Source organism: Marinobacter sp. ELB17 (genome assembly GCF_000169375.1).
GTDB lineage: Bacteria > Pseudomonadota > Gammaproteobacteria > Pseudomonadales > Oleiphilaceae > Marinobacter.
In genome coordinates this window covers 20,437-46,729 of the sequence record NZ_AAXY01000017.1, presented here as the reverse complement: position 1 = coordinate 46,729, position 26,293 = coordinate 20,437, and the positions used below count along the sequence as shown (strand labels likewise).

Annotated in this window: 31 protein-coding genes and 1 pseudogene; 19 read left to right on the top strand and 13 right to left on the bottom strand. The window is 55.6% G+C overall.

Features of this window, described 5'->3' with window-relative positions; genetic code table 11:
- Window positions 1-39: 39 nt before the first annotated feature.
- The 17 genes from MELB17_RS16235 (at window position 40) to phnN (ending at window position 14,164) form a co-directional block, all read left to right on the top strand.
- Window positions 40-393 carry a YkgJ family cysteine cluster protein gene (locus tag MELB17_RS16235; RefSeq protein WP_007351395.1) on the top strand — a complete coding sequence of 118 codons (354 nt, stop codon included), beginning with the start codon at window positions 40-42 and terminating at the stop codon, window positions 391-393.
- A gap of 43 nt (window positions 394-436) precedes the next feature.
- On the top strand, window positions 437-676 hold the full coding sequence (locus MELB17_RS23970) for a CDGSH iron-sulfur domain-containing protein (RefSeq protein WP_007351394.1): 240 nt from the start codon (window positions 437-439) through the stop codon (window positions 674-676).
- 145 nt (window positions 677-821) lie between these two features.
- The gene (locus MELB17_RS16230) at window positions 822-1,700 is read left to right on the top strand and encodes a DMT family transporter (protein WP_007351393.1); all 879 of its coding nucleotides are present in this window, start codon (window positions 822-824) and stop codon (window positions 1,698-1,700) included.
- A gap of 14 nt (window positions 1,701-1,714) precedes the next feature.
- The gene (locus MELB17_RS16225; RefSeq protein ID WP_007351392.1) at window positions 1,715-1,924 is read left to right on the top strand and encodes a hypothetical protein; all 210 of its coding nucleotides are present in this window, start codon (window positions 1,715-1,717) and stop codon (window positions 1,922-1,924) included.
- A 147-nt stretch (window positions 1,925-2,071) separates the two neighbouring features.
- Window positions 2,072-3,694, top strand: a complete 1,623-nt coding sequence (locus MELB17_RS16220) for a hypothetical protein (protein ID WP_007351391.1) — start codon at window positions 2,072-2,074, stop codon at window positions 3,692-3,694.
- A 122-nt stretch (window positions 3,695-3,816) separates the two neighbouring features.
- The gene (gene phnP / locus MELB17_RS16215; RefSeq protein WP_007351390.1) at window positions 3,817-4,581 is read left to right on the top strand and encodes a phosphonate metabolism protein PhnP; all 765 of its coding nucleotides are present in this window, start codon (window positions 3,817-3,819) and stop codon (window positions 4,579-4,581) included.
- Between the two features lie 96 nt (window positions 4,582-4,677).
- The gene (phnC, locus tag MELB17_RS16210) at window positions 4,678-5,526 is read left to right on the top strand and encodes a phosphonate ABC transporter ATP-binding protein (protein ID WP_007351389.1); all 849 of its coding nucleotides are present in this window, start codon (window positions 4,678-4,680) and stop codon (window positions 5,524-5,526) included.
- A gap of 52 nt (window positions 5,527-5,578) precedes the next feature.
- Complete coding sequence (gene phnD, locus MELB17_RS16205) at window positions 5,579-6,589, top strand: phosphonate ABC transporter substrate-binding protein (RefSeq protein WP_007351388.1); 1,011 nt, start codon at window positions 5,579-5,581, stop codon at window positions 6,587-6,589.
- An 89-nt stretch (window positions 6,590-6,678) separates the two neighbouring features.
- Window positions 6,679-7,485 (top strand): phosphonate ABC transporter, permease protein PhnE, encoded by an 807-nt coding sequence (gene phnE / locus MELB17_RS16200; RefSeq protein WP_007351387.1) that lies wholly within the window; start codon window positions 6,679-6,681, stop codon window positions 7,483-7,485.
- A 32-nt stretch (window positions 7,486-7,517) separates the two neighbouring features.
- On the top strand, window positions 7,518-8,006 hold the full coding sequence (phnG, locus tag MELB17_RS16195) for a phosphonate C-P lyase system protein PhnG (RefSeq protein ID WP_007351386.1): 489 nt from the start codon (window positions 7,518-7,520) through the stop codon (window positions 8,004-8,006).
- A gap of 3 nt (window positions 8,007-8,009) precedes the next feature.
- Window positions 8,010-8,687, top strand: a complete 678-nt coding sequence (gene phnH, locus MELB17_RS16190; protein ID WP_007351385.1) for a phosphonate C-P lyase system protein PhnH — start codon at window positions 8,010-8,012, stop codon at window positions 8,685-8,687.
- Between the two features lies 1 nt (window position 8,688).
- Window positions 8,689-9,900: a carbon-phosphorus lyase complex subunit PhnI gene (locus MELB17_RS16185; protein ID WP_007351384.1), complete on the top strand. Its 1,212-nt coding sequence runs from the start codon at window positions 8,689-8,691 to the stop codon at window positions 9,898-9,900.
- Window positions 9,897-10,790: an alpha-D-ribose 1-methylphosphonate 5-phosphate C-P-lyase PhnJ gene (locus MELB17_RS16180; RefSeq protein ID WP_007351383.1), complete on the top strand. Its 894-nt coding sequence runs from the start codon at window positions 9,897-9,899 to the stop codon at window positions 10,788-10,790. The genes MELB17_RS16185 and MELB17_RS16180 overlap by 4 nt, the downstream gene beginning before the upstream one ends.
- Complete coding sequence (gene phnK, locus MELB17_RS16175; RefSeq protein WP_007351382.1) at window positions 10,787-11,596, top strand: phosphonate C-P lyase system protein PhnK; 810 nt, start codon at window positions 10,787-10,789, stop codon at window positions 11,594-11,596. The genes MELB17_RS16180 and phnK overlap by 4 nt, the downstream gene beginning before the upstream one ends.
- A gap of 31 nt (window positions 11,597-11,627) precedes the next feature.
- Window positions 11,628-12,332, top strand: a complete 705-nt coding sequence (phnL, locus tag MELB17_RS16170; RefSeq protein ID WP_007351381.1) for a phosphonate C-P lyase system protein PhnL — start codon at window positions 11,628-11,630, stop codon at window positions 12,330-12,332.
- Entirely contained in the window at window positions 12,329-13,516 is a 1,188-nt protein-coding gene (locus MELB17_RS16165) for an alpha-D-ribose 1-methylphosphonate 5-triphosphate diphosphatase (protein ID WP_007351380.1), read from the top strand. Before phnL ends, MELB17_RS16165 begins: the two co-directional genes overlap by 4 nt.
- Window positions 13,517-13,537: 21 nt before the next feature.
- Window positions 13,538-14,164: a ribose 1,5-bisphosphokinase gene (phnN, locus tag MELB17_RS16160; protein WP_007351379.1), complete on the top strand. Its 627-nt coding sequence runs from the start codon at window positions 13,538-13,540 to the stop codon at window positions 14,162-14,164.
- A 23-nt stretch (window positions 14,165-14,187) separates the two neighbouring features.
- Here phnN and corA read toward each other — a convergent pair whose 3' ends face one another.
- A complete protein-coding gene (gene corA / locus MELB17_RS16155) occupies window positions 14,188-15,261 on the bottom strand; it encodes a magnesium/cobalt transporter CorA (protein ID WP_007351378.1) in 1,074 nt (357 codons plus the stop codon).
- 273 nt (window positions 15,262-15,534) lie between these two features.
- On the opposite strand from corA, the gene MELB17_RS16150 reads away from it, so the two are divergent.
- Entirely contained in the window at window positions 15,535-16,632 is a 1,098-nt protein-coding gene (locus tag MELB17_RS16150; protein WP_007351377.1) for an alpha/beta hydrolase, read from the top strand.
- Between the two features lie 114 nt (window positions 16,633-16,746).
- Here MELB17_RS16150 and MELB17_RS24675 read toward each other — a convergent pair whose 3' ends face one another.
- Both MELB17_RS24675 and MELB17_RS16140 read right to left on the bottom strand, forming a co-directional pair.
- Window positions 16,747-17,016, bottom strand: a complete 270-nt coding sequence (locus MELB17_RS24675) for an ornithine cyclodeaminase (RefSeq protein WP_007351376.1) — start codon at window positions 17,014-17,016, stop codon at window positions 16,747-16,749.
- 4 nt (window positions 17,017-17,020) lie between these two features.
- Complete coding sequence (locus MELB17_RS16140; RefSeq protein WP_036185152.1) at window positions 17,021-17,374, bottom strand: RidA family protein; 354 nt, start codon at window positions 17,372-17,374, stop codon at window positions 17,021-17,023.
- A 252-nt stretch (window positions 17,375-17,626) separates the two neighbouring features.
- On the opposite strand from MELB17_RS16140, the gene MELB17_RS16135 reads away from it, so the two are divergent.
- On the top strand, window positions 17,627-18,757 hold the full coding sequence (locus MELB17_RS16135) for a class II histone deacetylase (RefSeq protein WP_007351373.1): 1,131 nt from the start codon (window positions 17,627-17,629) through the stop codon (window positions 18,755-18,757).
- A 20-nt stretch (window positions 18,758-18,777) separates the two neighbouring features.
- Here MELB17_RS16135 and MELB17_RS16130 read toward each other — a convergent pair whose 3' ends face one another.
- The 10 genes and pseudogenes from MELB17_RS16130 to MELB17_RS16090 all read right to left on the bottom strand — a co-directional run bounded on the left by MELB17_RS16130 (window position 18,778) and on the right by MELB17_RS16090 (window position 26,187).
- Window positions 18,778-19,815, bottom strand: a complete 1,038-nt coding sequence (locus MELB17_RS16130; protein ID WP_036185149.1) for a histone deacetylase family protein — start codon at window positions 19,813-19,815, stop codon at window positions 18,778-18,780.
- Between the two features lie 10 nt (window positions 19,816-19,825).
- On the bottom strand, window positions 19,826-20,581 hold the full coding sequence (locus MELB17_RS16125; RefSeq protein ID WP_036185169.1) for an amino acid ABC transporter ATP-binding protein: 756 nt from the start codon (window positions 20,579-20,581) through the stop codon (window positions 19,826-19,828).
- Between the two features lie 67 nt (window positions 20,582-20,648).
- Complete coding sequence (locus MELB17_RS16120; protein ID WP_007351369.1) at window positions 20,649-21,302, bottom strand: amino acid ABC transporter permease; 654 nt, start codon at window positions 21,300-21,302, stop codon at window positions 20,649-20,651.
- A 12-nt stretch (window positions 21,303-21,314) separates the two neighbouring features.
- The gene (locus MELB17_RS16115) at window positions 21,315-21,971 is read right to left on the bottom strand and encodes an amino acid ABC transporter permease (protein ID WP_007351368.1); all 657 of its coding nucleotides are present in this window, start codon (window positions 21,969-21,971) and stop codon (window positions 21,315-21,317) included.
- A gap of 119 nt (window positions 21,972-22,090) precedes the next feature.
- The gene (locus MELB17_RS16110) at window positions 22,091-22,894 is read right to left on the bottom strand and encodes a transporter substrate-binding domain-containing protein (protein WP_007351367.1); all 804 of its coding nucleotides are present in this window, start codon (window positions 22,892-22,894) and stop codon (window positions 22,091-22,093) included.
- 217 nt (window positions 22,895-23,111) lie between these two features.
- Window positions 23,112-23,273: pseudogene (locus MELB17_RS23960) on the bottom strand (acetyl-CoA C-acyltransferase); the annotation flags it as partial.
- Window positions 23,274-23,275: 2 nt separating this feature from the next.
- Window positions 23,276-23,524, bottom strand: coding sequence for an acetyl-CoA acetyltransferase (locus MELB17_RS16105; protein ID WP_007351366.1), 249 nt, complete (start codon window positions 23,522-23,524; stop codon window positions 23,276-23,278).
- Window positions 23,521-24,168, bottom strand: coding sequence for a 3-oxoacid CoA-transferase subunit B (locus MELB17_RS16100; RefSeq protein ID WP_007351365.1), 648 nt, complete (start codon window positions 24,166-24,168; stop codon window positions 23,521-23,523). The genes MELB17_RS16105 and MELB17_RS16100 overlap by 4 nt, the downstream gene beginning before the upstream one ends.
- The gene (locus tag MELB17_RS16095; RefSeq protein WP_007351364.1) at window positions 24,155-24,850 is read right to left on the bottom strand and encodes a CoA transferase subunit A; all 696 of its coding nucleotides are present in this window, start codon (window positions 24,848-24,850) and stop codon (window positions 24,155-24,157) included. The genes MELB17_RS16100 and MELB17_RS16095 overlap by 14 nt, the downstream gene beginning before the upstream one ends.
- Entirely contained in the window at window positions 24,847-26,187 is a 1,341-nt protein-coding gene (locus MELB17_RS16090) for an aspartate aminotransferase family protein (RefSeq protein ID WP_007351363.1), read from the bottom strand. Before MELB17_RS16090 ends, MELB17_RS16095 begins: the two co-directional genes overlap by 4 nt.
- Window positions 26,188-26,293 lie beyond the last annotated feature (106 nt).

Here is a 26,293-nt window from a genome sequence, read left to right as displayed (position 1 = left end):
TTGAAACACAGTTTATGTTTAGGTAAATGGCGGGTATAGATGTACAAAAATCGAGATATTATCGCGCGTCTGCGCGAACAGATTCCTTCGTTCGAGTGTGTGGCAGGTTGTCACGATTGTTGCGGGCCGGTAACGACGTCTTCGGAAGAAATATCACGCCTGCCTGTAAAAACTGACGCCGAACATGAAGCCGCACTTGGTGACCTTAGCTGTGTGCACCTGGGCCCCAATGGTTGCACGGTTTACGGGGAACGCCCTTTAATCTGCCGGTTATTTGGCACAACACCCAGTATGCCCTGCCCTAACGGTCGTCGCCCCGACGTCATGATTGGCGCCAAAGTTGAGCGCCAGATCCATCACTACATTGCTAATACGCGGCAGGTATTGGTGTAAACTCTTTGCGGTGTGTTCATTCAATAATTGAGAGAGAATAATGATGACAAAAGCCATTCGAGCATCTGATACGCCCTATGCAGTGGAAGTGGAATCTGGCAAAAATTACTTTTGGTGTGCTTGTGGTAAAAGTGCAAACCAGCCTTTTTGCGACGGTTCTCATAGTGGCTCAGATTTCAGACCCGTGAAATACGCGGCATCAGAAACTAAAAAAGCATTTTTTTGCGGCTGCAAATCAACAGCATCACAGCCAATGTGTGATGGCAGCCACAAGCAAGTATAACAAGCCCATCAAACCCATTTGCGGCGCTCGCTGGAGCACATACCCGTTGGTGCGTTCCGCCCTTTCGCCAGCAAGCAAATGCTCCTTGTGGGAGTAATGGACAGGCTGACGTGGTGGCAACGAGCAGTCAGATAGAGCGTTTCTTATGCGAATAATTATTCTGACAACCCTCGCCATGATTGCCTTTGCGAGCAATTCGGTGCTGGCCCGGATGGCCCTGAAACACACGGATATTGATGCTGCGAGCTTTACGGCGATCCGTTTGATTTCGGGTGCGGTTGTGCTGTTGCTGGCCGTGTGGATCAGCAACCGGCCCAGCGGCGGCAGCGGAAGCTGGTGGTCTGCTGCGGCCTTGTTCGCCTACGCGGCGGGTTTTTCATTTGCCTATGTGAGCTTGCCCACGGCCACGGGCGCACTGCTTTTGTTCGGCGCGGTTCAAGTCACTATGATTGTTTACGGTTTTTGGGTGGGAGAACGCCTGCTCAAGCTGCAATTAGCCGGCCTTGCGCTCGCTTTCGGCGGACTATTGTTGTTGTTTCTGCCTGGTTTATCAACCACACCACCATTGGCCAGTTCCTTGTTGATGCTAGGAGCTGGAGTTTGCTGGGGTGTTTACTCTCTGCGCGGGAGAGGTGCAGGCGACCCCGTTTACACAAGTGCCGGGAACTTCACGCGCGCCGTTGCCTTTACGGTCGTTTTAAGCTTTTTCATGCTGAGCCGGCTTTCTTTGGATGCTGCGGGCATCTGGTACGCAATTATCTCAGGTGCGCTCACGTCCGGGCTGGGGTATGTTGTATGGTACATGGTAATGCCCATGCTAAAAGCCACGAACGCAGCTATCATACAGCTCAGTGTTCCCGTGATTGCAGCCGCAGGCGGCATTGTTTTTCTGGGCGAATCCATAACCTTGCGATTGGCGCTGGCTTCCGCCGCCATTCTCGGCGGAATCGCGCTGGTCATTGTTCGAAAACAACCTGCTCAGGTTACCCAACAAAATATTGGAAAACACTTTAATGCTAAATAACAGAAATGATTTTAATGGCCAATAAAGAATTTATTTATCAGCGCATTCGTGTTTATGTTGGAAAAGACTTTGACCCAGCCGTTGATGGCGAAGTAGAAAGTATTTTACGTTCTAAATTCAACATTCACTTGCCCCAAAGAACATCTCTGAATGATTCTCTAGCATCGACGAAAAGTGATCATGAAATTGTAGGTCTCATTTTACAGTATCGTACAGCCGGCTAATGGCTACGAGTCATGCTGCTAAATACTTGAGCGACATTTTGCACGCCTAGCAATCCGAAAACCCCGCCCCATGCGTATCTGTTTTTTTATCGGTATCAAAATAGGGTATCCCACCGGCGGGCGCCCTCTCTTAAAGGAAGTCCCCTTTTGAAACGTTTTGCGCTCACGTTGTTGCTGTTTAATGCTCTGTTGTTGGCGTTACTGTTGCCGCGTTACCCATGGATTCCCTGGGTTGCCGCCGAGGCGCTAATGGTATGTGCAGTGTTTAGTCTATTATCGCCTTCCGTATTTACCCGAGTGCTGGCCGGCGTGGTAGGTACGCTATACGCCGTGTTGGCGTTATTTACGCTGAGCGATCTGCTGGTTCGCCAAAGTCTCGGGCGGGGACTCAACCTTTATCTGGAGCTGGGAGTGGTCGGCTCTGTGGTCGACCTGATGCTAAGTAACCTCGGCACCGGCCTTTCATTGCTGATACTGCTGGTTTTATTGCTAGCGTTTTGCGGCTTGGCATTGTGGGTAAGCAAACTGCTAAGCCGCCTTGCCGGAGGCCTGCACTCCGGTTTTGGTAAAGCGGCTTTTGCCACCGGGTTGTTGCTGGTGGCGGTGTCGTTTGCGCCCCAGTCGGTGGTGAGCCTTAGCGCTGCGCAGCTGGCAACTAACCAGATACTGCTGGCTATCGACACCCGTCGATCAACGGCAGAGTTCAGCCAGAGTTTGGCGAACGATCCGGCGGCCGGAGAGCCTGTGGCACTGCCCGGCCTGGCCAATACCGATGTGATTTTTGGGTTTATCGAATCCTACGGCATCTCCAGCCTCACAGACGACCGCTTTAAGCACCTTATCGGCTCCCGCCTCGACAAAATGGAAGCCGCCGTTAGCGCAGCGGGCCTGCACATGGTGTCTGGACGCTTGGGTTCACCGGTGCAAGGCGGGCAATCCTGGCTGGCGCACGCCACGATGCTAAGCGGCCAGTGGATTGATACCCAGCTGGACTACGAGATTTTGCTAGCCAGCGATTACCCCACACTGATAGACGATATGGCGGTAACCGGCCACGATACAGTCGCGGTGATGCCGGCTATTACCCAAGACTGGCCAGAAGGCCAGGCATTTGGCTACAACCGTATTTACGAATCCACCACCATGGATTACCAGGGGCCTCCGTTTAACTGGGTGACCATGCCGGATCAGTACACTTGGTCCTGGTTTCAGCGCAGCGTTCGTGAACAAACCGTTGGGCCGATGTTTGCAGAAGTGGCTCTGATCAGCAGCCATGCTCCCTGGGTGCCTATTTTACCAGTGCTGGACGATTGGGACAGTGTTGGCAACGGCACAGCATTCAACCAGTGGGAAGGCGCCGGCGAAACACCTGCCAGCCTGTGGCTGGAGCCTGAGCGAGTTCGTGAACACTACGCCCTTGCTATCGATTACGCGCTGAACGTGGCAACAGGCTATGCAACGCGCCATGTGGATGAGAATACCCTGCTGGTGCTGTTAGGCGATCACCAGCCGGCACCGCTGGTGACCGGCGAAGGCGCCAGCCGGGACGTTATTGTTCACGTGATCAGCGGCAATCCGGAATTACTTGCGCCGTTCCTGGCGACCGGAAGCAGCGGCGGTGGGTTGCCCGGCTTTCAACTGGGAGCAAAACCAGACTTGAATCAGGATGGCCCCAGCATGGCAAGCTTCCGCCCTTTCATGCTCAAGGCGTTCCGTCGAGCGCCTCTGAGCGCCGAAGTGGCCTCTGTGAAGGGTGTTGAGCAACAGTGAAAAAAAACGCCGATTTCTGGCTGTCACATCTGTTTCACTATGAAGGGTTATCCTCAACGCTCATTCCAGTGTTTGGCAAACCCTAAGGCCGGTCTGGACCCAACCCCTTCTGGGAGCACCTGATGCGGATAACTTTTTTAGGAACGGGCGCTGCCGGTGGTGTGCCACTTTACGGTTGTTGTTGCGCGGCCTGTTCCGTCGCCAAAACGAACGCGGCCTTGGCGCGCGAGCCCTGCTCTGCCCTTATCGAATCAGGAACCATCCGCATTCTGATTGATGGCGGCCTGATGGACCTGCACAAACGCTTCGCTCCCGGCGATCTGGATGCCATTGTGCTGACGCATTTTCACCCTGATCATGTTCAGGGGCTGTTTCATCTGCGCTGGGGCAAGGGGCCGAGTATCCCCGTCTTTATTCCGCCTGACCCTGACGGCTGCGCCGATCTGTTCCGCCATCCTGGCATATTGGATTTCAACCCTCAAAAAGCATTCTCTGCATTTGAAATCGGAGGGTTAAAGGTCACACCTGTGCCATTGCTCCACTCGAAGCCGACCTTCGGCTACGTCTTCGAAGTTACCGGTGGCCCCACGTTTGCCTATCTGACCGATACTCGTGGCCTACCCGATGACACCCAACATTTTTTACAAACAATAAAGCCTGATGGACTGGCAATAGACTGCACATTCCCGCCGTCTGGTCAGCCGAAAGGCCATAACGACTGGACCCTGGCTCTGGATTGCATTCAAGCCGTAGATCCGGCTCGGGCATGGCTCATCCACATTAGCCACGAGCTGGATAACTGGCGCCAGAGTACGAACCCGGCCTTGCCGAATCGTATAAGCGTTGCCCGGGACGGGGATTGGGTAGATTTCACACTCCCGTCTTAAAACCTTCAATAAACTGTCATCTAAACGACATCGAATCGTCACAGCCGCCAGAGAAACTACCTATACACGTTAAAAACGCGACAGGGTAGGCGATCTATGGGTCCCGACATTCAGGTTAAAGGTTTATCAAAGACGTTTGGCAACAACAAACGCGCGGATAAAGCCCTCAAGAACATCAATCTTTCTATTGAATCCGGCGAGATGGTAGCCCTTATCGGCCCCTCCGGTTCTGGCAAATCCACCCTCCTTCGCCACCTCGCCGGGCTGAGCTGCAGCGATGTAGACAGCGGCGAAATTCGCGTACTGGGACAACTCGTGCAATGCCAAGGTCGGCTGTCACCGGACATCCGAAAAACGCGAGCGCGAATAGGCTATATCTTTCAGCAGTTCAACCTTGTCGGCCGCATGAAGGTAATAACCAATGTGCTCACCGGCACTCTAGGCCGCGTGCCCGGGTGGCGTGGATGCCTCGGTTTATTCAACACCGAAGAAAAAGCCTTGGCCCTAAAATGCTTGAACCGCGTCGGAATGGATCTCTGGGCGACCCAGCGCGCATCCTTACTGTCAGGTGGCCAGCAGCAACGGGTTGCCATCGCCCGCACACTCACTCAGAAAGCCGAAGTGATTCTTGCTGACGAGCCCATCGCGTCGCTGGATCCTGAATCGGCCCGCCGTGTTATGGAAATTCTTGCCGATATTAATGATCAAGACGGTCGCACCGTTGTGGTCACACTTCATCAAGTCGATTATGCCCGCGAATTCTGCCACCGAGCCGTAGCACTGAAGGCTGGCGAAATAGTGTATGACGGCCCATCTGCGAATCTGACTCCCGCGGTGCTGGCCAGTATTTACGGCACCACCTCTTTCGACATTGATGGCGAACCTGTCAAGAACAAAAAAAACCCCACACCCGCCAAAGCGTTTGCCCTGGCAGCCACCGGCTGACCGGAAAACTGTCCCGTATGTTCACTCACACTCAAAACCACAGGAAACACTTATGTTAAAACAATGGATAGGCCGCATGACCCTGGCGGCCGCAGTCACAGTAGGCGCAGCCGGCTTGCAGGCAGAAGAACAGAAGACTCTTAACTTCGGCATCATTTCGACCGAATCGTCCAGCAATCTAAAAAACGTTTGGGAACCTTTCCTTGAGGACATGTCGGCAAAGCTGGACATGGAAGTGAAAGGTTTCTTCGCCCCGGATTATGCCGGCATCATCCAGGGTATGCGCTTCGACAAGGTTGACATCGCCTGGTACGGCAACAAGTCGGCGATGGAAGCTGTCGACCGTGCCGGTGGTGAAGTTGTGGTTCAGACCGTGGCAGCGGACGGCTCACCCGGCTACTGGAGCCTGATGATTGTTCACAAAGACAGTACCAATCTGAATACGGTCGAGGATGTGCTCGCCAACGCCAAAGACCTTACGTTTGGTAATGGCGATCCCAACTCTACCTCCGGTTTCCTGGTGCCCAGCTACTACATTTTCGCCAAAAACGGCATCGATCCCAAAAAAGCCTTCAAACGCACGCTAAATGCCGGCCATGAAACCAACGCCATGGCTGTGGCTAACAAACAGGTAGACGTGGCCACCTTCAATACCGAGAGCATGGCACGGTTGCAACTCACTTTTCCGGAAAAAGCAGACGACCTCAAAGTAATCTGGAAATCACCGCTGATTCCGTCTGACCCACTGGTCTGGCGCAAAAATCTGTCTGCGGAAACCAAACAGAAAGTCTACGACTTCCTGATGGGCTACGGCACTACCGGCGACGAAAAAGAATTGAAAATCCTGGCTGCTCTCCAATGGGCACCCTTCCGTGCTTCCAGCAATGACCAGTTGATTCCCATTCGTCAGCTCGAAATGTTCAAGCAAAAAGCGGTCATCGAGAACGACAGCCGTTACTCAGCACAGGAAAAGACCGAAAAGCTGGCGGACATCGCAGCCCAACTGGCCGGCCTGGATCGTCGGCTTGCAGCACTGGACGCTGCCCGCGAAGAGTCTAACTGATAAACCCCGGGGCTGGCTTATAACGCCAGCCCTTTTCGCGCCGGAGACGACCCCGGTAACTCCAGACGTAAAAGCGACAGGCAGCTTTCATGCATAGCGCATCAACACACTCACATCTTCCCGAAGGCCAAAACAACCTGCTTTCACGGAACTGGGCGGCCTTGCTGGGCTGGGGCATCACCGGCGCTGTCCTGATCTGGGCCTGGGAGGGCGCCGAGATGAACCCGGCGGCTCTGATTGCCGACGGTAACAACATGGCTGTGTTCGCAGCCGATTTTTTCCCGCCCGATTTTCACTATTGGCCGCTCTATGTCAGCGAGATGGTCACCACCGTACAGATTGCGATCTGGGGCACCGTATTGGCCGTTATTCTGGCCATCCCTTTCGGAATCATGTCCTCGGAAAATCTCGTGCCCTGGTGGGTCTGCCAGCCGGTTCGCCGCTTGATGGATTCGTTCCGCGCCATCAACGAGATGGTGTTTGCCATGCTGTTTGTGGTCGCTGTAGGGCTAGGACCGTTCGCCGGGGTCATGGCGTTATTCATCCACACCACCGGGGTGCTGGCAAAACTGTTTTCCGAAGCCGTAGAGGCCATTGACCCAGGGCCGGTAGAAGGTGTGCGAGCCACCGGAGCCAGTGGTCTGCAGGAAATTATTTATGGCGTTATCCCGCAGGTTTTGCCGTTGTGGATTTCCTATTCACTGTACCGATTCGAATCCAATGTCCGCTCCGCCACAGTCGTGGGCATGGTGGGTGCCGGGGGCATCGGCGTGATTCTCTGGGAAAGCATGCGCGGCTTCCAGTTTGCTCAAACCTGCGCGGTGATGATCATCATTATTCTCGTCGTGACCTCACTGGATATCACGTCTCAGTGGGTCCGCAAACGCTTTATCTAGATAACTGGCCCACTTACAGGAGAAAACGGCCCATGACCCACGCGCAGGCCTTTTCGCAGAGCTTTTCACAAACTAAGGATTCCACGTCGGAGGTCGCCGATCGTCAATACTGGATGTCGGTATTGGCAAGAGCCGACCTGAGTGACTTGGAGGCTTACTGGCAGAACCTGCCACTGCAACCGACATTTCGCCACCTGCGTAAACCGGAAATTGGCATGGCCATGGTGCGGGGCCGCACCGGAGGCACCGGCTCGCCCTTTAATCTCGGCGAAATCACGCTTACCCGATGTGTGGTGGAGCTGGATGGCAATACACAGGGCTTTGGCTATGTCCGTGGCCGCAGTCGGCGCCACGCTGAACTGGCGGCACTGTTCGACGGCCTGATGTGCGAAAACTGCAATGAGCACGGCCCTGCATTGATACAGCCGTTGCATGAGCAGTGGCTGGCTCGCCGTGAAGAAGTCTCCCGCAAAGCCGCCACAACCAAAGTGAACTTCATGACCATGGTAAGAGGGAGCTAGCCGATGACCGCGACCAACGAAACTCACCTATTCGCCATGCAGGCGCTGTCGACAACATTCTCACCGGCACTCTCACCGGCAACCTCAACGGCATTCTCACTGGCCGGGCTTTGTGCCGGGTTTGACGATCCGGTGCATCAGTCGCAACAGGTGTTTCGTCGCGCGCTCACCGCGCTCTCTGAGCCCGGAACCGTGCAAAACGTGCCTGAAAGCCCAGCGCCTGAAGGCGCGCACAGTGCGTCATACCAACTTTGCCTGACACTTCTAGACGCGGAAACACCCTTGTGGATTGCGCCGGCCTTAAGAACCGATGCCCTGGTGAGCGCGCTGCGTTTTCATTGTGGTTGTCGCCTTGTGGACGAACCGGGCCAGGCAGAGTTTGCCCTGATCTCGCCCGATTTCGACGGCGATCTGACCCATTTTGCCCAAGGCAGCCATGAATACCCAGATCGCTCCACCACCGTGATCGTGCAGGTGGAAAGCCTGGATGCCGCCAGCACCTGGACTCTGCGTGGCCCGGGGATTGATGGCATACGCAAGGTCGGCATCGCCGGCCTGGACCCGCGCTGGCCTGGCATGCTGGCCGATAATTGCCGTCAATTTCCTTGTGGCGTTGACCTTATGTTCACCGCCGGAACGGCCCTGATGGGTTTGCCACGCACCACTCGAGTGGAGATATAGCATGTACGTAGCTGTCAAAGGCGGCGAAAAAGCCATCGATCAGGCCCACAGCTGGCTCGACGAAACCCGCCGCGGTGACACCTCGATACCGGAACTGAGTGTTGCCCAGATTCGCCAACAGATGGGACTCGCGGTAGACCGGGTCATGGCCGAAGGTTCTCTTTACGACCCGGAACTTGCAGCACTGGCGCTCAAGCAGGCCAGCGGCGATGCTATTGAGGCTATTTTTCTTCTACGGGCCTATCGCACGACCCTGCCGCGTTTCCTCGCGTCTCTGCCGATGGAAACCAACACCATGGCTATTCAGCGCCGGATTTCCGCTGCCTACAAGGATCTGCCTGGAGGCCAAGTGTTAGGCCCCACCTACGATTACACCCATCGATTGCTGGATTTTACGTTGTTGGCCAATGGTGAGCGGGGCAATTCGTCACCCTCTACGCTTCCTTCCACGCAGCCCTCCGACGAAACGGTGGAAGACTGCCCGCGGGTACTGGATTTCCTCAACAGCGAGGGACTGATTGAAAGCCCACTGGCCAATAGCGGTGACCTTCAACCCGACGATTCGGCGCCGGCCGACCTTACCCGCCAACCACTGGACTATCCCGCTGGCCGCGACCTGCGCCTACAAGCCCTGGCTCGCGGCGACGAGGGATTCCTGCTGGCACTCGCCTACTCTACCCAGCGCGGTTACGGCCGCAATCACCCGTTTGCAGGGGAAATTCGCCAGGGCGAAGTGGCGGTGGAAATCGCGCCGGAAGAACTGGGCTTTGCCGTTATTGTCGGTGACATTCAGGTTAGCGAATGCGACATGATCAACCAGTTTATCGGCACCGCCACCGAGGCGCCACGCTTCACCCGCGGCTACGGCTTGGCATTTGGCAATTCCGAGCGCAAGGCACTGGCGATGGCGCTGGTGGATCGCGCGCTGCGGGCGCGGGAGCTGGGTGAGGACGTGGTCTCGCCGGCGCAAGACGAAGAGTTTGTTCTCGCCCACTGCGACAACCTCGACTCCTCGGGTTTCGTGTCTCATCTGAAGCTACCGCACTACGTTGATTTTCAGTCTGAGCTGGTACTGCTGCGACGGCTCCGGAAAGAGTTTGAACAACGCACATCAGGCCGCCAGGACCCAAAAGCGAACACCACATCCAAACCCGGCAACCAAGATGAGCCGAGCATGGACAACGAACAACACCGTGAGGTGAAACAGGCATGACCAGCGCAGCTTCTAACCACAATTCTGACACCGAGAGTGACAGCAACGGCTATAACTTCGCCTACCTGGACGAGCAGACCAAACGGATGATTCGCCGATGCCTGCTGAAAGCCGTGGCGGTGCCCGGGTACCAGGTACCTTTCGGCGGACGCGAGATGCCGTTGCCCTATGGCTGGGGCACCGGTGGCATGCAGGTCACGGCCACTATTATCGGTCAGGATGACGTTCTCAAAGTGATCGACCAAGGCGCAGACGACACCACCAATGCGGTCAGCATCAGGCGTTTTTTTGCCCGCACAGCCGGCGTTGCTACGACCGAGTCAACTTTGGCGGCAAGTGTTATCCAGACCCGTCACCGGATACCCGAAACACCGCTTTCTCACGGCCAGATACTGGTCTATCAGGTACCTATTCCCGAGCCTCTGCGGTTCATCGAACCGCGGGAAACCGAGACCCGGAAAATGCACGCACTGCAGGAATACGGGGTGATGCACGTCAAGCTGTATGAGGACATTGCCCGCTTCGGCCACATCGCCACCACCTATGCCTACCCGGTCAAGGTCAACGGCCACTATGTGATGGACCCTTCGCCCATCCCCAAATTCGACAATCCCAAAATGCACGGCAGCCCCGCATTGCAACTGTTCGGCGCTGGCCGGGAGAAACGCATCTACGCCATCCCGCCGTTCACCCGTGTTGAAAGTCTCGATTTCGAGGATCACCCCTTTGAGATCCAGGGTTGGGACCAGACCTGCGAGTTTTGCGGGTCGGACCATTCCTTCCTGGATGAAGTGGTGACCGACGATGAGGGCGGGCGCATTTTCATCTGTTCGGACACCGACTATTGCAACCAGCGCTTCGAGACCGGCGCCCGTCAGGAGGCTGTATGACTAACGCGGCAATGGCCATGACAGAAGAAGGCTTGGCTGAACCTTTGCTGAAGGTGAACGATCTGCGCAAACTTTACGCCCCTGGCAAAGGCGTGGATGGCGTCGACTTTGAACTCTGGCCCGGCGAAGTACTGGGAATAGTGGGCGAGTCCGGCTCCGGCAAAACCACGCTGCTGCAATGCCTCTCTGGAATGCTGACACCAGACTCCGGACAGATTGAGTACACAGGGAAACAGGGCGACAAACTCGACATCTACGACATTACCGAAAGCCAGCGCCGGCTTTTGCTGCGCACCGACTGGGGAATTGTCCACCAGCATCCCCGGGATGGCCTGAGGATGGGCGTGAGCGCCGGCGCCAATATTGGTGAGCGCTTGATGGCCATCGGTGAACGTCATTACGGCACCCTGCGTTCAACAGGGGAAGCCTGGCTGCGAGAAGTGGAAATCGATACCGCCCGTATTGATGACCTGCCTCGCACCTTTTCCGGAGGCATGCAGCAGCGCCTTCAGATTGCCCGCAATCTGGTCACCCAGCCGCGACTGGTGTTCATGGATGAGCCCACAGGCGGGCTGGATGTCTCGGTTCAGGCCCGCCTGCTGGATATGCTGCGTAACCTGGTGGTAGACCTGGGCCTGTCTGTTGTGCTGGTAACACATGACCTTGCTGTCGCCCGATTGTTATCCCACCGGCTCATGGTGATGCGTGGCGGCAAAGTGGTTGAGCAGGGCCTTACCGACCAGATACTGGATGACCCACAACACCCTTACAGTCAGTTGCTCGTGTCTTCGGTGTTGACCCCGTGACACCGCACTGTGATCGAACTGGAGAACTGCAATGACGGTCATGATCGAGGTTACCGACCTGAACAAACGATTCACCCTGCACAATCAGGGCGGTGTTTCCTACCCTGTCCTCACGGATGTGTCCTTTGACGTGAACGCTGGCGAATGCGTCGTGCTGGACGGGCGCTCGGGGTCTGGAAAAAGTACCCTTTTGCGTTCGCTTTACGCCAACTATAAGCCTCAGTCCGGTCAACTTCATGTTCGGCACCAGGGCGAGCTTACCGACCTGGTCACAGCAACACCCAGGCAGATTCTGAACATCCGGCGCCAAACCCTGGGCTATGTCAGCCAGTTCCTGCGGGTTATTCCCCGGGTATCAACCCTCGAAGTGGTGATGGAACCGCTAAGGGCCCTGGGCGTAGACCGGGAGACCTGTCGCGAAAAAGCCTCCGGATTGCTGCGCCAGCTAAACATACCCAAGACGCTTTGGCACCTGGCTCCCTCGACCTTTTCCGGCGGCGAACAGCAGCGGGTCAATATCGCCCGGGGCTTTGTGGTTAATTACCCGATCCTTTTGCTGGACGAACCCACGGCTTCTTTGGACGCAGACAACTGCGCTGTCGTGGTGTCGCTTATCCAGCAGGCCCGGGAACGCGGCGCGGCTATTGTAGGAATCTTCCACGACGCCGGGCTACGCGACCAGCTGGCCGACCGCCGAATACCCCTGACCAGCCCCGCAAAAGAGGAAGCCGCATGAGCGCCATGGACCTGACACTGGAACGGCCGCAGCTTGAAAACAGTGAGCTACTGCTCACCAACGCCCGCATTGTGACTGAAACCGAAGTATTTACCGGCACACTCAAAGTCCGGAATGGTTTGATCAGTGCTATAGATCGGGGCAACACCCGGGCAGCCAAAGCCCAGGATTGCCAAGGAGCCTACCTGATTCCGGGACTGGTGGAGCTGCATACGGACAATCTTGAAAAGCACTTTTCGCCACGGCCGGGCGTTATCTGGCCCAGCCATCCGGCCGTGCTCACCCACGACGCCCATATCGTATCGTCTGGCATAACCACGGTATTCGACGCGTTGTCCGTCGGTGATATTGTTGATGACAGCAGCCGCCTGACCCACCTCAGGACCCTCATCGACGCTCTGTCGGAAACACGTGATGCGGGCATGTTGCGGGCCGATCACCTGCTACACCTGCGCTGCGAAGTCAGTTTTGGCGAAACTTTGCAACTGTTTGAAGAGCTGGTTGATCATCCCCTGCTCCAGCTTGTCTCGGTCATGGACCACACACCAGGACAGCGTCAATTCGTCCGGGAAGACAAGTACCGGCAGTATTACCAGGGCAAGCACAACCTCAACAATGCTGAAATGGACGCCTTCACGCACAAGCGCAAGGAATCCGCTCTGCTGCACAGCGACCGAAACCGCAAAGCCATAGTCGCCGTCTGCCAGGCCAGAGGCATCCCGCTGGCCAGCCATGATGACGCGACCCTCGACCACGTTGCAGAGTCAGCAGCATTGGGTATGCGTATTGCGGAATTTCCCACCACCTGGGAAGCGGCTAAAGCCTCCCATGACCAAGGGTTGCGGGTATTGATGGGTGCGCCCAATATTGTGCGGGGAGGCTCTCACTCAGGCAACATTGCAGCGGCCGAGCTGGCCTCCGCCGGGGTGCTCGATATACTGTCGTCGGACTATTATCCCGCCAGCATGCTGCACGCGGCATTTCGCCTGGCCAGCATGGAAGACAACGACTATGACATGGCTCGGGCCATCGCCACCGTCACGTCCACCCCCGCGCGCTGCGCCAACCTCCATGACCGCGGCGTGATCGAACGCGGTAAACGGGCGGACCTGGTGCTGGTGGAACCCAGAAATCAGCTGCCGGTGATTCAAAACGTCTGGCGAAGCGGAAAACGCGTGTATTGAGACCCTAATGAGGAGCGAAAGGTGCCAGAATCAAACAATAAACAGCCGCTCGCGGCCAGGTTGGGACGCCTGTTTTACATTATGGGGGCGTCAGGCGCGGGCAAGGACACGCTGCTGCGAGGCTGTCGGAGAGGCTCTACCGATGACATGAGGCCACTTGTGGCCCACCGCTATATAACCCGAAAGGCGGATGGCGGCACCGAGTGCCATGTCTGGCTTTCAGACACCGAGTTCGAGCAACGGGTAGCCATAGATGCCTTTGCCATGCACTGGTCAGCTAATGGTTTCCGCTACGGAATCGGCCGCGAGATCGACCAGTGGCTTGCTCGCGGTGGCCAGGTACTGGTGAATGGATCTCGCGGCTATCTCGATGAGGCTCGGTTGCATTATGGCGACACGCTTGTTCCGGTACTGATCCGTGTCGACCCGGACCGGCTGCAACAGCGCCTGGTAATGCGCGGCCGAGAATGCGCTGACCAGATCGACGCGCGAATTCGCCGTGCCCAGGAGCTGGAACAGCAGCTCCCTTCAGACTGCCTTGTCATCGAGAACAATGGCAACGTGGAAGACGCCGTATTCAACCTGTTGGCTGCAATCAAAAAACAACAGAACGGTCACCGAAGCGGGCTCCGTGAAGGGTATTTATAGCAAGTGAGAACCAACCCAGGCGGCTATATCCAGTGCCGGCGTTTGAAGAACCAGAGCAACCCCAAAACCGTTAGCATCATGAAGCCCCAGACCATCGGGTAACCGTAATACCAGCCCAGTTCCGGCATAGACCAGGGGCTGCCCGGATGGTCAAAATTCATACCGTAAACACCCACTACAAACGTCAGCGGGATGAAGATGGTTGCGATAATCGTCAACACCCGCATCGTCTCATTGGTGCGCTGGCTGATACTGGACAGGTAGATATCCAGCATACTGGTCGCCATATCGCGAAAGCTTTCCAATAATTCGATAATCTGAATGCTGTGGTCGTAACAGTCCCGGAAATACACCAGGGTGTTTGCCAGAATCAGCTCGTCATCGCCGCGCATGAGCGTCGTGACCAGTTCCCGCTGAGGCCAGAGCACCCGGCGTAAGGTCAGCAGTTCGCGCTTAAGCTCATGCAATGACGCCAGCGTTTTCTGACTCGGGCGTTCCAGCAACTCCTCCTCAAGCGCTTCAAGCTGGCCGCCGAATTGTTCCAGTACCGGAAAACCGGCATCAATAATAAAATCCATCAGCGCGTACAGCAGATAATCGATTCCGCGGTCAGCGAAGCGGTGGTTGTTGGGTTGCCGCATTCGCTTGCGGACCGGCTCAAAAGGGTCATTCGCCAGAGGGCAAAAGCAGATCAAATAGTTCTTTCCAACAAACAGGCTAACCTGAACCAGCTCTAAATTCTGGCCATCGTAAACAGGCAGTGTCGCGATGATGAAAATCTGGTCGTCATAAAGTTCGATTTTGGGGCGTTGGCCACTGTTGATGATGTCCTCCAGCGCCAGGTCATGAAGGTCAAACAGTTCACCAAAATCTCGAAGGGCATCTGGATCGATATGCCCGTTTACCTGAATCCAGGTTTTGCTCTCCCGATCCAGAAATGGCCGACAATCGCGCGCTGAAGCAAGTTGATGCTCCTCAACCGAGGACTCCGTGTAATCGATCAGCTTTATGGTAACCGGCGTTACCAGTTTCTGAATGGCCACCAGGGTTCCAGGTGCTGTGCCTGGGCTGTGGTAGTGTTTGTTAAAATAGGCCATAAATCATTCGCCCGGGCGCTGTTTGACGGTTTCATGGGTCAACGTATTTTCTCGAAATACCCCCACCCTGATTATTTTTTAGTGATGCATTTCATGGACTTTTACACTCTGAAACCAGAATTATAGACGCTGGATCGAGCCATGCTAGAGTAATAAAACTAGAAGGATCAAAGCTAGAGCGATCATAGCTTGACAGATCAGTGTAAGAACCATGAGTAAACTAACATGGCGGCTCACAAACGAGCTGTTTTAAAACTACGCAGGGGTTTAAAGATGATTTTCGGAGTCGCCTGGTTGGTAATGATGTGGTTTGGTCTGGTGATGGTCGCACTGGCGACTGCAGTGGTGTTTATTGTGCGCCAAAAACACGATGCCGGGACTGATAGCGGAACGACCACCCACCCGCCGCAAAGTGATGCCCGGCAGCAAGTGCTTGAAAAAGTACAGGGAATGCACGCTGCGTCTGAAGGCCTGCGCGGCCGGGCTCGGATAGAGGCCCTGCGGCGCTACATGGATAGCATGAACGACGGGCTGGAACTGGTCTCGGATATCCGCCCCACTAAAGAGGGCCAGCCCAATGGGGAGTGGGTGATTGCACCCGGATCAGATCCCAACCGCCGGATTCTCTACATTCACGGCGGATCCTGGATTGCCGGCAGCCCCAAAAGTCATCGCGCAATCACTGATCGTTTGTCTAGGTTGGCCCACGCCTGCGTGTTCGCCGTTGATTACCGATTAATGCCGGAAAACCGCTATCTGGACGGCATTGTCGACTGCCAGCAAGCTTACCGCTGGATACTCGATAACGGCCCGGACCGGAAAGCTGCGGCCGATTTCGTAGTTATCGCCGGGGATTCCGCCGGCGGCAGTCACACCTTGGGCCTGATTGCCTGGACACGAGACCAGAATCTGCCACCACCGAATGCCGCGATTGCCCTGTCACCCTCCACCGAACTCATGCTCACGTCACTCAGCAAGCGAGCCAACCTGAAAACCGACGTAATGCTGGGACCCGCCGTTGAGAAGCTGGCGCGCATACCCTCACCGCTGTTGTGGTGGGGAACGGTTTTTGGCATTCGCATATTGCCCACCAGCCCAATGGCATCACCCCTGCGGGGAAAACTCCACAGTCTGCCGCCAACGCTGATCCACGTCAGCGAATCGGAGCTACTGCACGAAAACGCCCAACGGTATGTAGCAAAGGCGCAACAGGCCGGCTCGCCAGTGGAAATAAAAACCTGGCCCGACATGGTTCATGTGTGGCACATGTTTACGCCACTGTTACCGGAGGCGGAGGAGGCGTTCGAGAATATAGGCGAATTTCTGGCGCGGGTGGAGGTTCTGCCTGATGACAGTTCATCACCTTCATAATTCCCGCTTGCAACGCGTGCTCGGGATGCGGGAATAGAAAGGGCTGCGTGGTGTGCTCGGCGACGTCCTCGATACGGCCAATCAATGCCCATTCGTCTGTCGCCAGAGGTCAAACTATTTAAGACGTTGCCAGACCTCAATGGCGGCGGCCAGATCTTCCAGCGATGCACCGACCGATTTAAAAACGGTGATGGCGTCGCCACTGGAGCGGCCCGGTTCCCATGCGGGCATCAGTAGCATGGTTGCCTCGCCATCATCTCGCTGGATCGCATGATGATGGCGAGGCGGCGCCTCGACACCTTCCCGGAATGCCTGTCCAATCCTGTCGATCAGCGGTAGCCACGGCAGTGAGCTCGCGACTGCCTCTGCAGAGATAACGTGCATAGAATTACTCCGGTAGCGCCGCGATAACCATGATTTCCACTTTCCATTCAGGCTTGGCGAGACGCGCCTCCACACAGACCCTGACGGGAGTGCGACCTGGTGTCACCCAGTTGTCCCAGGCGCTGTTCATGTCAGCAAAGTCAGCCATGTCGGCCACCCAGATAGAGGCGGATAGCAAATGGGACTTATCAGTGCCTGCTTCTGCCAGCAGGCGATCAAGTCCTTTCAGTATTTGCTGTGTCTGGCCAGCGGCATCAGCGGTAGCATCGCTGGCGACCTGCCCGGCGGTATAAACGGTTCCCGAATGGACTGTGATTTGGCTCATCCGGGCACCAGACCCGAGGTATTTAATCGTCATAATATTCTCCAGTTGAAAGTTGAAGGTTTTGGGTAAAACCGTTGATAAAGTCCGTTTAAAAAAGTTCGTCGATTGTTTTTTGGTCGACAGGTACCATAACATTCTGTGTTACGTAAAAGGGCTATTGCAGTGAGATGCTCAGGACATCGTGCCCGGCGACTACGCCCAAATCGCGGTGAAATGGCTTTTTTTCGAACTGAAAAGTGATCCTGCGGGAAAACGTGCGCTCACCTATCAGCAACAGGATGCGAAATGACTCGAACCGCTACTGGTGATGCGATTCACACGACGGGATTTTACTGGCATGAGCGCTGTTTCTGGCACGATCCTGGGGCCATTGGTGTGTTTTCGTCCGCGGGCGCTTTCCTACAGCCTCAACCTGCTTCGGAAAGCCCAGAGAGTAAACGTCGGCTCAAGAACCTTTTGGAAGTGTCGGGGCTGATCGATGAGCTGGTGGTTGTCAAACCGCCGCCTGCCACTCGTGAGGATCTCGAGTATTTCCATACCGGGCGTTACCTGGACGAACTTGAAAAAGGCGACCTTCAGGGTGGCGGGGACGGAGGCGATTGCGCACCTTATACCGCTGGCAGCCTGGCGGCGGCTAAACAGTCGGCGGGGCTGGCCATTGCCGCAGTAGAGGATGTAGCTCTGGGTATAAGACGCCGCGCCTACGCACTTTGCCGGCCTCCGGGGCATCATGCCGAGTCTGATCGCGGGCGGGGTTTTTGCCTGCTGGGCAATATTCCCGTCGCGATAAAGCGTGCGCGGGCACTGGGTCAAATTGGGCGCGTCGCGGTGCTCGACTGGGATGTGCATCATGGCAACGGTACCCAGAGTGCGTTTTACGATGACCCCGATGTGTTCACGCTGTCGATCCATCAGGCCGGTAACTATCCGTTGGATACCGGAGCGTTTGAAGAGCAGGGTGAGGGAGCTGGGCTAGGCTGTAACCTTAATGCGCCAATGCCACCAGGTTGCGGCATTGGCGCGTATCGCTATGCCATGAGTCATTTGATCTTGCCTGCGCTGACTGATTTTCGCCCTGAACTGATTGTTGTTGCCTGCGGCTACGATGCCTGCGCCAAGGATCCACTGGGCAAAATGTTGCTGAACAGTGGCGCGTTTTCGGAAATGACGGAACAAATCCGAAAACTGGCAGAGCAAGTCTGCGATGGGCGCCTGGTGATGGTTCATGAGGGTGGCTATTCGGAAGGCTATGCTCCGTTATGTGGTCATGCGGCGATCGCTGCGCTGGCGGACAGTGATACCCGGGTGCCAGACCCGCAAAATGCGGAAATTGCGGCCTGGGGCTATCAGGCGTTGCAGCCGCATCAACGTGAGTTGATCGATGCCTGGAGTAAATCACTCGCGACACCGGCATGACGCTGGACCGCTCCACCGCGCTAACCACAAAGAAAGCCCTGCAAGAAGGCGGTGAGATTATCACCGAGGCTGTCCGTTGGATAACCGCCCTCCTGAACAATCACTTTCGGGCCTTTGACCTGAGCCAGGCGCTGGCCAATTCGGTAAAAATCCTCGGTTTCCAGCGTCATCCCGGCCAGCGGGTCATCTTTATGGGCATCGAGCCCGAGTGCGATGACGATGGCCTGAGGCTGGAATTCAGCAAGGGCTGACAATAGACGCGACAAGGCCTGTAAAAATTCAATGCCATTGGTCCCAAGTGGCAGAGGTATATTGCGGTTATACCCCTTGCCGTCACCCTCCCCCACTTCATCCGCCGCACCCCAGTAAAAAGGGTAGTAATCCGCAGGGTCGACGTGCACTGACCCAGTCCAGACGTCGTTTCGTTGCCAGAAGATGTCCTGGGTTCCGTTGCCATGATGTACATCGACATCAACGATGGCTACGCGCTCGTAGCGCTCGCGCAATACGGTGGCTGCCAGAGCCGAGTTGTTCAGGAAACAGAAGCCACCTCCCCGTTCCGGCCCGGCATGGTGGCCCGGAGGTCGACACAGAGCGTAGCTCGCAACCTCACCTTGCAGCACGGCATCGGCGGCTGCCTGGGCGGTTGTTGCACTGGCGAGAATGCCGGTATAACTGCCTTCATCCATCGGGCACGCCATATCATGCATGTGCCAGCCTGCCTGCCCGACTATGTGACGTGGGTAAAACCGGGCATGGCCACAAGGATGTACATTGGGAGTAACTACATCGGATGCACCGGGCAAGGCTCGCCAGCGCTCCACCGCGCTCTCAAGGAAGGTAAGATAGCGAGGGGTATGAATGCGCTTAAGCCGTTCCAGGAGGAGCGGGTCCCCGGTAAGCGGTGGCAGCAGAAACAGGCTGGCAGCCGTGGCATTAATTGCTGCGTTCAGGAGCTCGGAGCGCACCGGTTGCTCTGGTGAAGGCGCAGGTTGACCGCGAAGAAAGAAATGCTTGGGCGCGTGAAGCGATTGCGCCTCGTGGTAGAAATATTTCACAGCGCAGCGCCTAGTGATTATCGCCAAGGTGTTTGCGCAGGAAGTTGCACGTGCGCTCCTGATCCGGATTGCTGAACAGCTTCTCCGGGGCGCATTCTTCAACAACGACCCCTCCGTCCATAAACATGGTCCAGTCCGACACATCGCGCGCAAATGTCATCTCGTGTGTCACGATCAACATGGTCATATGTTCTTCTGCCAGGCCGCGCATTACCCGGTTAACTTCCTCGACCAGCTCCGGATCCAGGGCTGAAGTCGCCTCGTCAAACAACATCACCTTGGGCTGCATCGCCAGCGCCCGGGCAATCGCCACCCGTTGCTTTTGACCGCCCGACAAATGGTTGGGAAACACCTCAGCTTTCTCGGCAAGGCCAACCCGGTCAAGCAACTCCATACCCAATTCCCGAGCAATTTTCTTATCCATGCCTTTCAGCTTGCGTGGCCCCAGGGTGACATTGTCGATCGTGGACAGATGAGGAAACAGATTGAAGTGTTGAAACACCATGCCCATATTCTGGCGGATGTGGTTGATGTGCCGTTCAAATGCGAGGCCGTTCATATCGGGCCGGTTCACCTGAACGCCGTCGAGAAGAATCTCACCCTGGTCAATCACCTCCAGGTGGTTCACCGAGCGTAACAGAGTGCTCTTGCCAGAGCCGGAAGGACCAATGATGGATACGATCTTTCCGCGGTTAACCGTCAGGTCGATGCCTTTTAAAACTTCCAGATCGCCAAAACGCTTGTGCACATTGCGGATCTCGACCATCGGAGTGTCGGTTTGATGCTCAGTTTTCACGGGCTCTACCGCCTTTTATGCTGTCAAAGATTAGGGTTTAGCGACGATAGGCCGTCTGCCGCTCCAGCCAGGCCTGGCCTAGCTCCATAAAGATATTGATTACGTAATACAACAAAGCGATAACGATGAAAAACTCGAACGGCCGGAACGTTACGCTGATTGCATACTGGGAGGCATGCACCAGCTCAGCCACACCAATGGCGGATAAGACCGACGTATCTTTCACCATTAAAATCATATTGTTGCCCAGTTGCGGGATTGCGCGAATAAAGGCCTGTGGCACAATGATGTAGAAAATGGTGGCGACATGCCCAAAGCCTATCGACCGTGAAGCTTCATACTGACCGCCAGACACTGACTTGATGGTGGCAATAAAAATGTCGGCATTGTAAGCCATGTAGTGAAAACCCAGCCCAAGAATGCCAACCAGGATGGCGGGAATCAGAATCCATTCACCGAGGCCAAAATACAAAAAGTAAAGTTGTAACAGCAATGGCGTCGTCATGAACAGCCAGATAAAGAAGCGCAATGGCCAGCTCACGACCTTATTGATATAAATGGAGATCACGGCCACCACCAGCCCACCCACAACCGACAGAAAGGCAACAGCGACGGCCACCAGAGAACCGACACCAAGGCCTTTCAGCAAGGTAGGGAAATAGGTTATTACTGGACCGAAATCAAATTCCATCTCTGCGTCCTTTTATTGGGTTGTGTAACGCGTTGCGCGACGATAGGCCAGTTCGATGATGCCCATCACCGCGTAGACAATGACGATGTACATCAACGCACTGAGGGTGAAAATCTCCAGCGGCTTGTAGGTCGAACCAATCAACCGCTGAGCCTGATACGTCAATTCAACCACGGAGATGATGGAAACCAGAGAGGAGTTTTTCACCAGTACAATGGCCAACACCCCGACTGAACGAATCATCAGTGGGGCGGCTTGCGGCAACACGATAGACACCATCGTTTGTACCTTGCCAAATCCCACGGATCTGGCGGCTTCGGTCTGACCACTATCCACGGACTCTATGGAGCCGCGAATCGCTTCGCTCATATAGGCGCCAATATTGAAAGCGCCCACGAAGACACCACACGTGATGGGGTCAAGCCTGACGCCAATGCTGGGGCCGCCATAAAATACCAGCAACAACTGAACAAAATAGGGTGTCCCGCGAACCACGCTGATATAACCTCGGGCAAACCAGCGGATGGGTGCAAAGCGAAAAGACTGCAAGAACACCAGGCCACAGGCGACGAAGAATCCAAAGAACATTGAACGGGCAGAAACATCGATCGTGACCCAGGCTGCCTCGATCAACAGGGGCGTGACCTCGACCATCAAGTTGAAATCCATGGTCTTACCTTTTTTGCTATTGTCGGTGATACAACATCCAACGTGTTGACCCGGGGGATGAGGTGAGGAGTGAACCCTGATGCATTGGTTGCATCTGGCTCCCCCCCCTTGCTGAGCCTTTACTCGATGTTGGCGCCCTTGCCAATCCACTTGTCGACAATGGCTTGGTAAGTACCATCAGCCTTGATTTCTGCCAGGGCAACGTTCAGCGCCTCAAGCAGTTCAGGCTTGTTTTTCTGAACGGAAATGGCGGCAGGCCAGCGTGGCAATTCACCAACGTCTATCATCTTGATGTCGGGCGCGTTTTCCTGCATGGCAACCAGCACGGGCACGTCATCGGCAATCATGAGATCGATGCGGCCTGTGGTCAGGCCAGTCATCATGCTAGGCAGACCCTGGAAGGTCTGGTTACGCCATTTGCCTTCACCATTTTCCACCGCCCACTGGTTACCGGTTTCACCCAGAGTGGAACCGACAGTCTTGCCAGCAAAGTCGTCGATGCTGTTAATATCGTCGGTGCTGCCTTGCACCCAAACTGACAGACCAGCGCTGTAGTAGGAGTCGGAAAAGTCAATTGCCTTCCTGCGTTCTTCTGTGTCGCTCATGCTGCAGATGCAGGCATCAAAACGGCCACCGACCATGGCGGCGATGATGCCGTTCCAGGGGGATGACTGCACGTTAACCTCTACACCCATCTTTGCAGCCAGGGCCTCGGCAATGTCAACATCAAGGCCAACCAGGTTGCCCTGGGTGTCGACGTAGCTGAAGGGAGGGTAAGCACCGGAGTTGACCACCTGAAATACGTCGTTACGAATTTCATCCAGCTCACGCGCCTGCGTCGGCATGGCCACCATGGCCGCTGCACTTGCCACTATTGCTGCGACAGCCAGAGATTGAGAAAACTTTTTAGTAAGAGCCTTCATATTCTTCTTCCTGTTCAGACCTTTCTATAAAGCAATGCACACATCGGTACATCACACCTCTTCACACTGGTTAATGACCGTACCTGTTGAGCCAGGACTGATCGCTTTAATCCATCCAGATTGCTTATAGTTTAGACTACCTTGCTTGTTGCTATGGTCACCTCCTGTCCGTTTCTCCTTGCTTTTTGTCTTCAAACGCACGCTCAGGCCGTGCATCTCAGACGCACTCAATCAACATGGCAATGCCCTGACCGCCGCCAATGCAGGCAGCGGCGACGCCGTAACGACCTTGCGATACTTGCAGCGACCGTGCCAAGGTGCCGGCCAGACGAACACCGATTGCACCCAGCGGGTGTCCGATAGCCAGAGCACCGCCATTTTTCAGTGAAAGCCGATGATAGCTGGGCCAGTGCCTGGCCGGGTGTACACATCTTGTGCAAATGACTCACCCTCTGCCACGGTTATGGGCAGTATTTCATCGATAAAGAAACTCCGTTGCTGCGCTTCGCGTGCTCGCTGGTGCGAACGGCAGGCAAAAGCGTCCATCTGCTCCCGGTTAATACCGGATATCTGTGACAGTCGATCTGCTGGCAAATCCGCGAACGCGTCAACACCGACTTTCAACTTCATGACTCGGCCCCCCTTGTGGCAAACGTCAACTCCGCTTCCGTTTGGGCCTGCAAATCAGCGTCACTGATCTGGACCAGCTTTTCACGCACCACCAGGCCTTGCGCAGCGACGTCCATTACCGCCAGGTCGGAAATTATGCGGTTGACGCAGATTTTGGCCGTCAGCGGCAGCCGGCAATTTTTAAGGATCTTGGGTCGCCCCTGTTTGTCGGTATGGGTCGTCAGCACAACGATGCGTTTCGTCTTTTGGGCCAGTTCCATGGCACCCCCAATCCCGGGCGAAAACTTGCCCGGGATTTTCCAGTTGGCAAGGTTGCCGAGCGCGTCGACTTCGAAGGCGCCGATCATGGTTAGATCCAGCCGGGCGCGACGAATGATTGCAAAAGAAACAGCACTGTCGAACAGGCTGGCCCCTTCCCGAAGGGAAACATAGGCGCCGGCGGCATCAATAAGGAAGGGATCCATTGCCTCGGGAGCACTCTGCTTCCAGGCGCCGAGAATGCCGTTCTCCGAATGGATCTGTACATCGAAGTCATCCGGCAGGTAATGGATAACCTGCGTTGGCAAACCAATGCCCAGATTGACAATGCTGCCCGGGATGATTTCACTCACCGCCCGGCTCAAAATGCGTTCAGCGGCGGACATGATGTTCCAGAATCCCGTAATCAGAGGTGAGTGATTCCAGCGGTACAACGCTGTCGACAAAGGCACCCGGCGTATGCACTTGTTCTGGCTTGAATCGGCCCGGAACGCCGAGATCCGGCGTCTCGACAATGACATGGTTTGCAGCCATGGCCATCAGGGGGCTGAAGTTGATAGCCGAGCCCTGGTACAGCAAATTGCCGAGCCCGTCCGCCTGTGCGGCATGAATGAGCGCATAATCCGCCGGCAACGCCATCTCGACCTTGTAGGTCTGACCTTGCCATTCGAGTAGATCTTCTGGCCGGGTAATCTCGGAATCAATGCCGATGTCGGTGAGGAAACCGAAGCTGCCAGCACCGGCAGTGCGAATCTTTTCGGCCAGCATGCCCTGGGGATGAAACTCGACCTCGAGTACGCCCTGGTTCATCAGATCAATCACGCCTTTGTTCAGGCCAATATGCGTGGTGATCAACTTGCGCACCTGGCCATTCTCTATCAGCCGGCTCAAACCATGACCAGGTTCATTGGCATCGTTCTTGATGAGCGTCAGATCGGTCTGTCCCTGGCGCACCAGCTCGTTGATCAGGCTGAAAGGCGTGCCCGGATTGCCAAAGCCACCCACCATGACCACAGCGCCTGAGGGGATGGCGGCGATGGCGTTTTCCAGGGTCTGGTTTTTTTTCATGAACAGACCTCCTGCCTCAGCGACACCTGCTCGAAGGCGGCCAGGCTGTCATCCAGCAAGGCGATTATGTCGTCAATGTCCGCAGCGGTGACGGTCAGAGGCGGCGTAATCAACACATGATCCCCCTCCAGACCATTCAGGCAACGCCTCGGATAAATCAGCAGGCCGCGGACCTTGGCCAGAGCGGTGAGCTTTTCGAAGGCATTGAACGATGCCGGAAATGGCTGCTTGCTGGCCTTGTCCTGCACCAGCTCCACCCCCTGCAACAAGCCGATGCCTCGCACATTGCCAATACGGTCATACTTGAGAGCGAGCTGATCGAGTTGCTGACGAAGATAGGCACCCTGCTCTACCGCATTGTTGACCAGCTGTTCCGAGTCCATCACACCAATGACAGCAAGGCCCGTGGCACAAGCCAAAGGGTTGCCGGCGTAGGTATGACCGTGCATGAAACCGCCACTGCGACTCACCTCGTCGACCAACTCCTGACGCGCCATCATGGCCGCTATGGGGTAGTAGCCAGAACCGAGCCCTTTGGCCAGCGCCAGAATGTCAGGCACCACACCAAAATGCTGGTAGGCAAACCAGGCGCCGGTGCGGCCCATGCCGCTGAGCACTTCGTCCATGATGAACAGAAAACCGTAGCGATCACACAAAGCCCGTAACCCTTCCATATACGCTTTGGTGACCATGCGCCCTCCGGTGCTGGCACCTCCAACCGGCTCCAGCGCAAGGGCCGCAATTGTCTCCGGGCCTGCGGCCAGAATGGCGCTTTCGGTCTGTTCCAGCACCGATGCAATGTGTTCTTCAACACTGACTTCCTGGTAACGATACAAGTCTGGCGAGGGCACCTTGACCGAGCTAATAGTGATCGAGCGATACGGTGCCTCCAGGGGTTCGTATCCCGTTAGCCCCAGTGCGCCCATGGTACTGCCATGATACGAAGGGCGCAGCGACACAAATTTGCAACGCTCTGGCTGCCCTTTGGCAACAAAATACTGGACCGCCAGTTTGATAGCGCTCTCGACCGCTTCTGAACCACTGCCGACAAAGAAGACTTTATCCAGCTCACCGTCGGTCAGACCGACCAGGCGGTTTGCCAGGTCTAGCGCGACCTGGCTTTCAAACTGGGTGCGATAGCTGAAAGCAACCTTATCAAGTTGCTCAACCATGGCGCGTTTTACGGTGGGGTGGTTGTGGCCAACATTGCAGGTGATGGCACCGGAGCAGGCATCGATGTAACGCCGACCTGTGGTGTCCCAGATATAAATGCCATCGGCATGGCTGACAAGCGGCATGTCATTACTGGTCAGGTAAAACAAAGCATTGTTGGACATGGCACTAACCACTCTTGAAAACAAATCGGTGTTTTTTAATTCTGTTTTCATTAAAGAACAGCTTCAAATTAATTTCAATGCATAATATTTATTCATTACTTGATGA

Excerpts from the sequence above, each read along its gene's own strand:
- MELB17_RS16125 (WP_036185169.1), bottom strand. The coding sequence starts at position 20,581 with ATGGTCGAGATCCGCAATGTGCACAAGCGTTTTGGCGATCTGGAAGTT.
- MELB17_RS16095 (WP_007351364.1), bottom strand. The coding sequence starts at position 24,850 with ATGAAAAAAAACCAGACCCTGGAAAACGCCATCGCCGCCATCCCCTCA.
- phnL (WP_007351381.1), top strand. The coding sequence starts at position 11,628 with ATGACGGTCATGATCGAGGTTACCGACCTGAACAAACGATTCACCCTG.
- MELB17_RS16110 (WP_007351367.1), bottom strand. The coding sequence starts at position 22,894 with ATGAAGGCTCTTACTAAAAAGTTTTCTCAATCTCTGGCTGTCGCAGCA.
- MELB17_RS16235 (WP_007351395.1), top strand. The coding sequence starts at position 40 with ATGTACAAAAATCGAGATATTATCGCGCGTCTGCGCGAACAGATTCCT.
- phnE (WP_007351387.1), top strand. The coding sequence starts at position 6,679 with ATGCATAGCGCATCAACACACTCACATCTTCCCGAAGGCCAAAACAAC.
- MELB17_RS16120 (WP_007351369.1), bottom strand. The coding sequence starts at position 21,302 with ATGGAATTTGATTTCGGTCCAGTAATAACCTATTTCCCTACCTTGCTG.
- MELB17_RS16135 (WP_007351373.1), top strand. The coding sequence starts at position 17,627 with ATGACTCGAACCGCTACTGGTGATGCGATTCACACGACGGGATTTTAC.
- MELB17_RS16180 (WP_007351383.1), top strand. The coding sequence starts at position 9,897 with ATGACCAGCGCAGCTTCTAACCACAATTCTGACACCGAGAGTGACAGC.
- phnG (WP_007351386.1), top strand. The coding sequence starts at position 7,518 with ATGACCCACGCGCAGGCCTTTTCGCAGAGCTTTTCACAAACTAAGGAT.
- MELB17_RS16230 (WP_007351393.1), top strand. The coding sequence starts at position 822 with ATGCGAATAATTATTCTGACAACCCTCGCCATGATTGCCTTTGCGAGC.
- MELB17_RS16090 (WP_007351363.1), bottom strand. The coding sequence starts at position 26,187 with ATGTCCAACAATGCTTTGTTTTACCTGACCAGTAATGACATGCCGCTT.
- phnK (WP_007351382.1), top strand. The coding sequence starts at position 10,787 with ATGACTAACGCGGCAATGGCCATGACAGAAGAAGGCTTGGCTGAACCT.
- MELB17_RS16165 (WP_007351380.1), top strand. The coding sequence starts at position 12,329 with ATGAGCGCCATGGACCTGACACTGGAACGGCCGCAGCTTGAAAACAGT.
- MELB17_RS23970 (WP_007351394.1), top strand. The coding sequence starts at position 437 with ATGACAAAAGCCATTCGAGCATCTGATACGCCCTATGCAGTGGAAGTG.
- MELB17_RS16115 (WP_007351368.1), bottom strand. The coding sequence starts at position 21,971 with ATGGATTTCAACTTGATGGTCGAGGTCACGCCCCTGTTGATCGAGGCA.
- phnP (WP_007351390.1), top strand. The coding sequence starts at position 3,817 with ATGCGGATAACTTTTTTAGGAACGGGCGCTGCCGGTGGTGTGCCACTT.
- MELB17_RS16185 (WP_007351384.1), top strand. The coding sequence starts at position 8,689 with ATGTACGTAGCTGTCAAAGGCGGCGAAAAAGCCATCGATCAGGCCCAC.
- MELB17_RS24675 (WP_007351376.1), bottom strand. The coding sequence starts at position 17,016 with ATGCACGTTATCTCTGCAGAGGCAGTCGCGAGCTCACTGCCGTGGCTA.
- phnH (WP_007351385.1), top strand. The coding sequence starts at position 8,010 with ATGACCGCGACCAACGAAACTCACCTATTCGCCATGCAGGCGCTGTCG.
- phnD (WP_007351388.1), top strand. The coding sequence starts at position 5,579 with ATGTTAAAACAATGGATAGGCCGCATGACCCTGGCGGCCGCAGTCACA.
- MELB17_RS16100 (WP_007351365.1), bottom strand. The coding sequence starts at position 24,168 with ATGTCCGCCGCTGAACGCATTTTGAGCCGGGCGGTGAGTGAAATCATC.
- MELB17_RS16140 (WP_036185152.1), bottom strand. The coding sequence starts at position 17,374 with ATGACGATTAAATACCTCGGGTCTGGTGCCCGGATGAGCCAAATCACA.
- MELB17_RS16105 (WP_007351366.1), bottom strand. The coding sequence starts at position 23,524 with ATGAAGTTGAAAGTCGGTGTTGACGCGTTCGCGGATTTGCCAGCAGAT.
- MELB17_RS16150 (WP_007351377.1), top strand. The coding sequence starts at position 15,535 with ATGATTTTCGGAGTCGCCTGGTTGGTAATGATGTGGTTTGGTCTGGTG.
- corA (WP_007351378.1), bottom strand. The coding sequence starts at position 15,261 with ATGGCCTATTTTAACAAACACTACCACAGCCCAGGCACAGCACCTGGA.
- MELB17_RS16225 (WP_007351392.1), top strand. The coding sequence starts at position 1,715 with ATGGCCAATAAAGAATTTATTTATCAGCGCATTCGTGTTTATGTTGGA.
- phnC (WP_007351389.1), top strand. The coding sequence starts at position 4,678 with ATGGGTCCCGACATTCAGGTTAAAGGTTTATCAAAGACGTTTGGCAAC.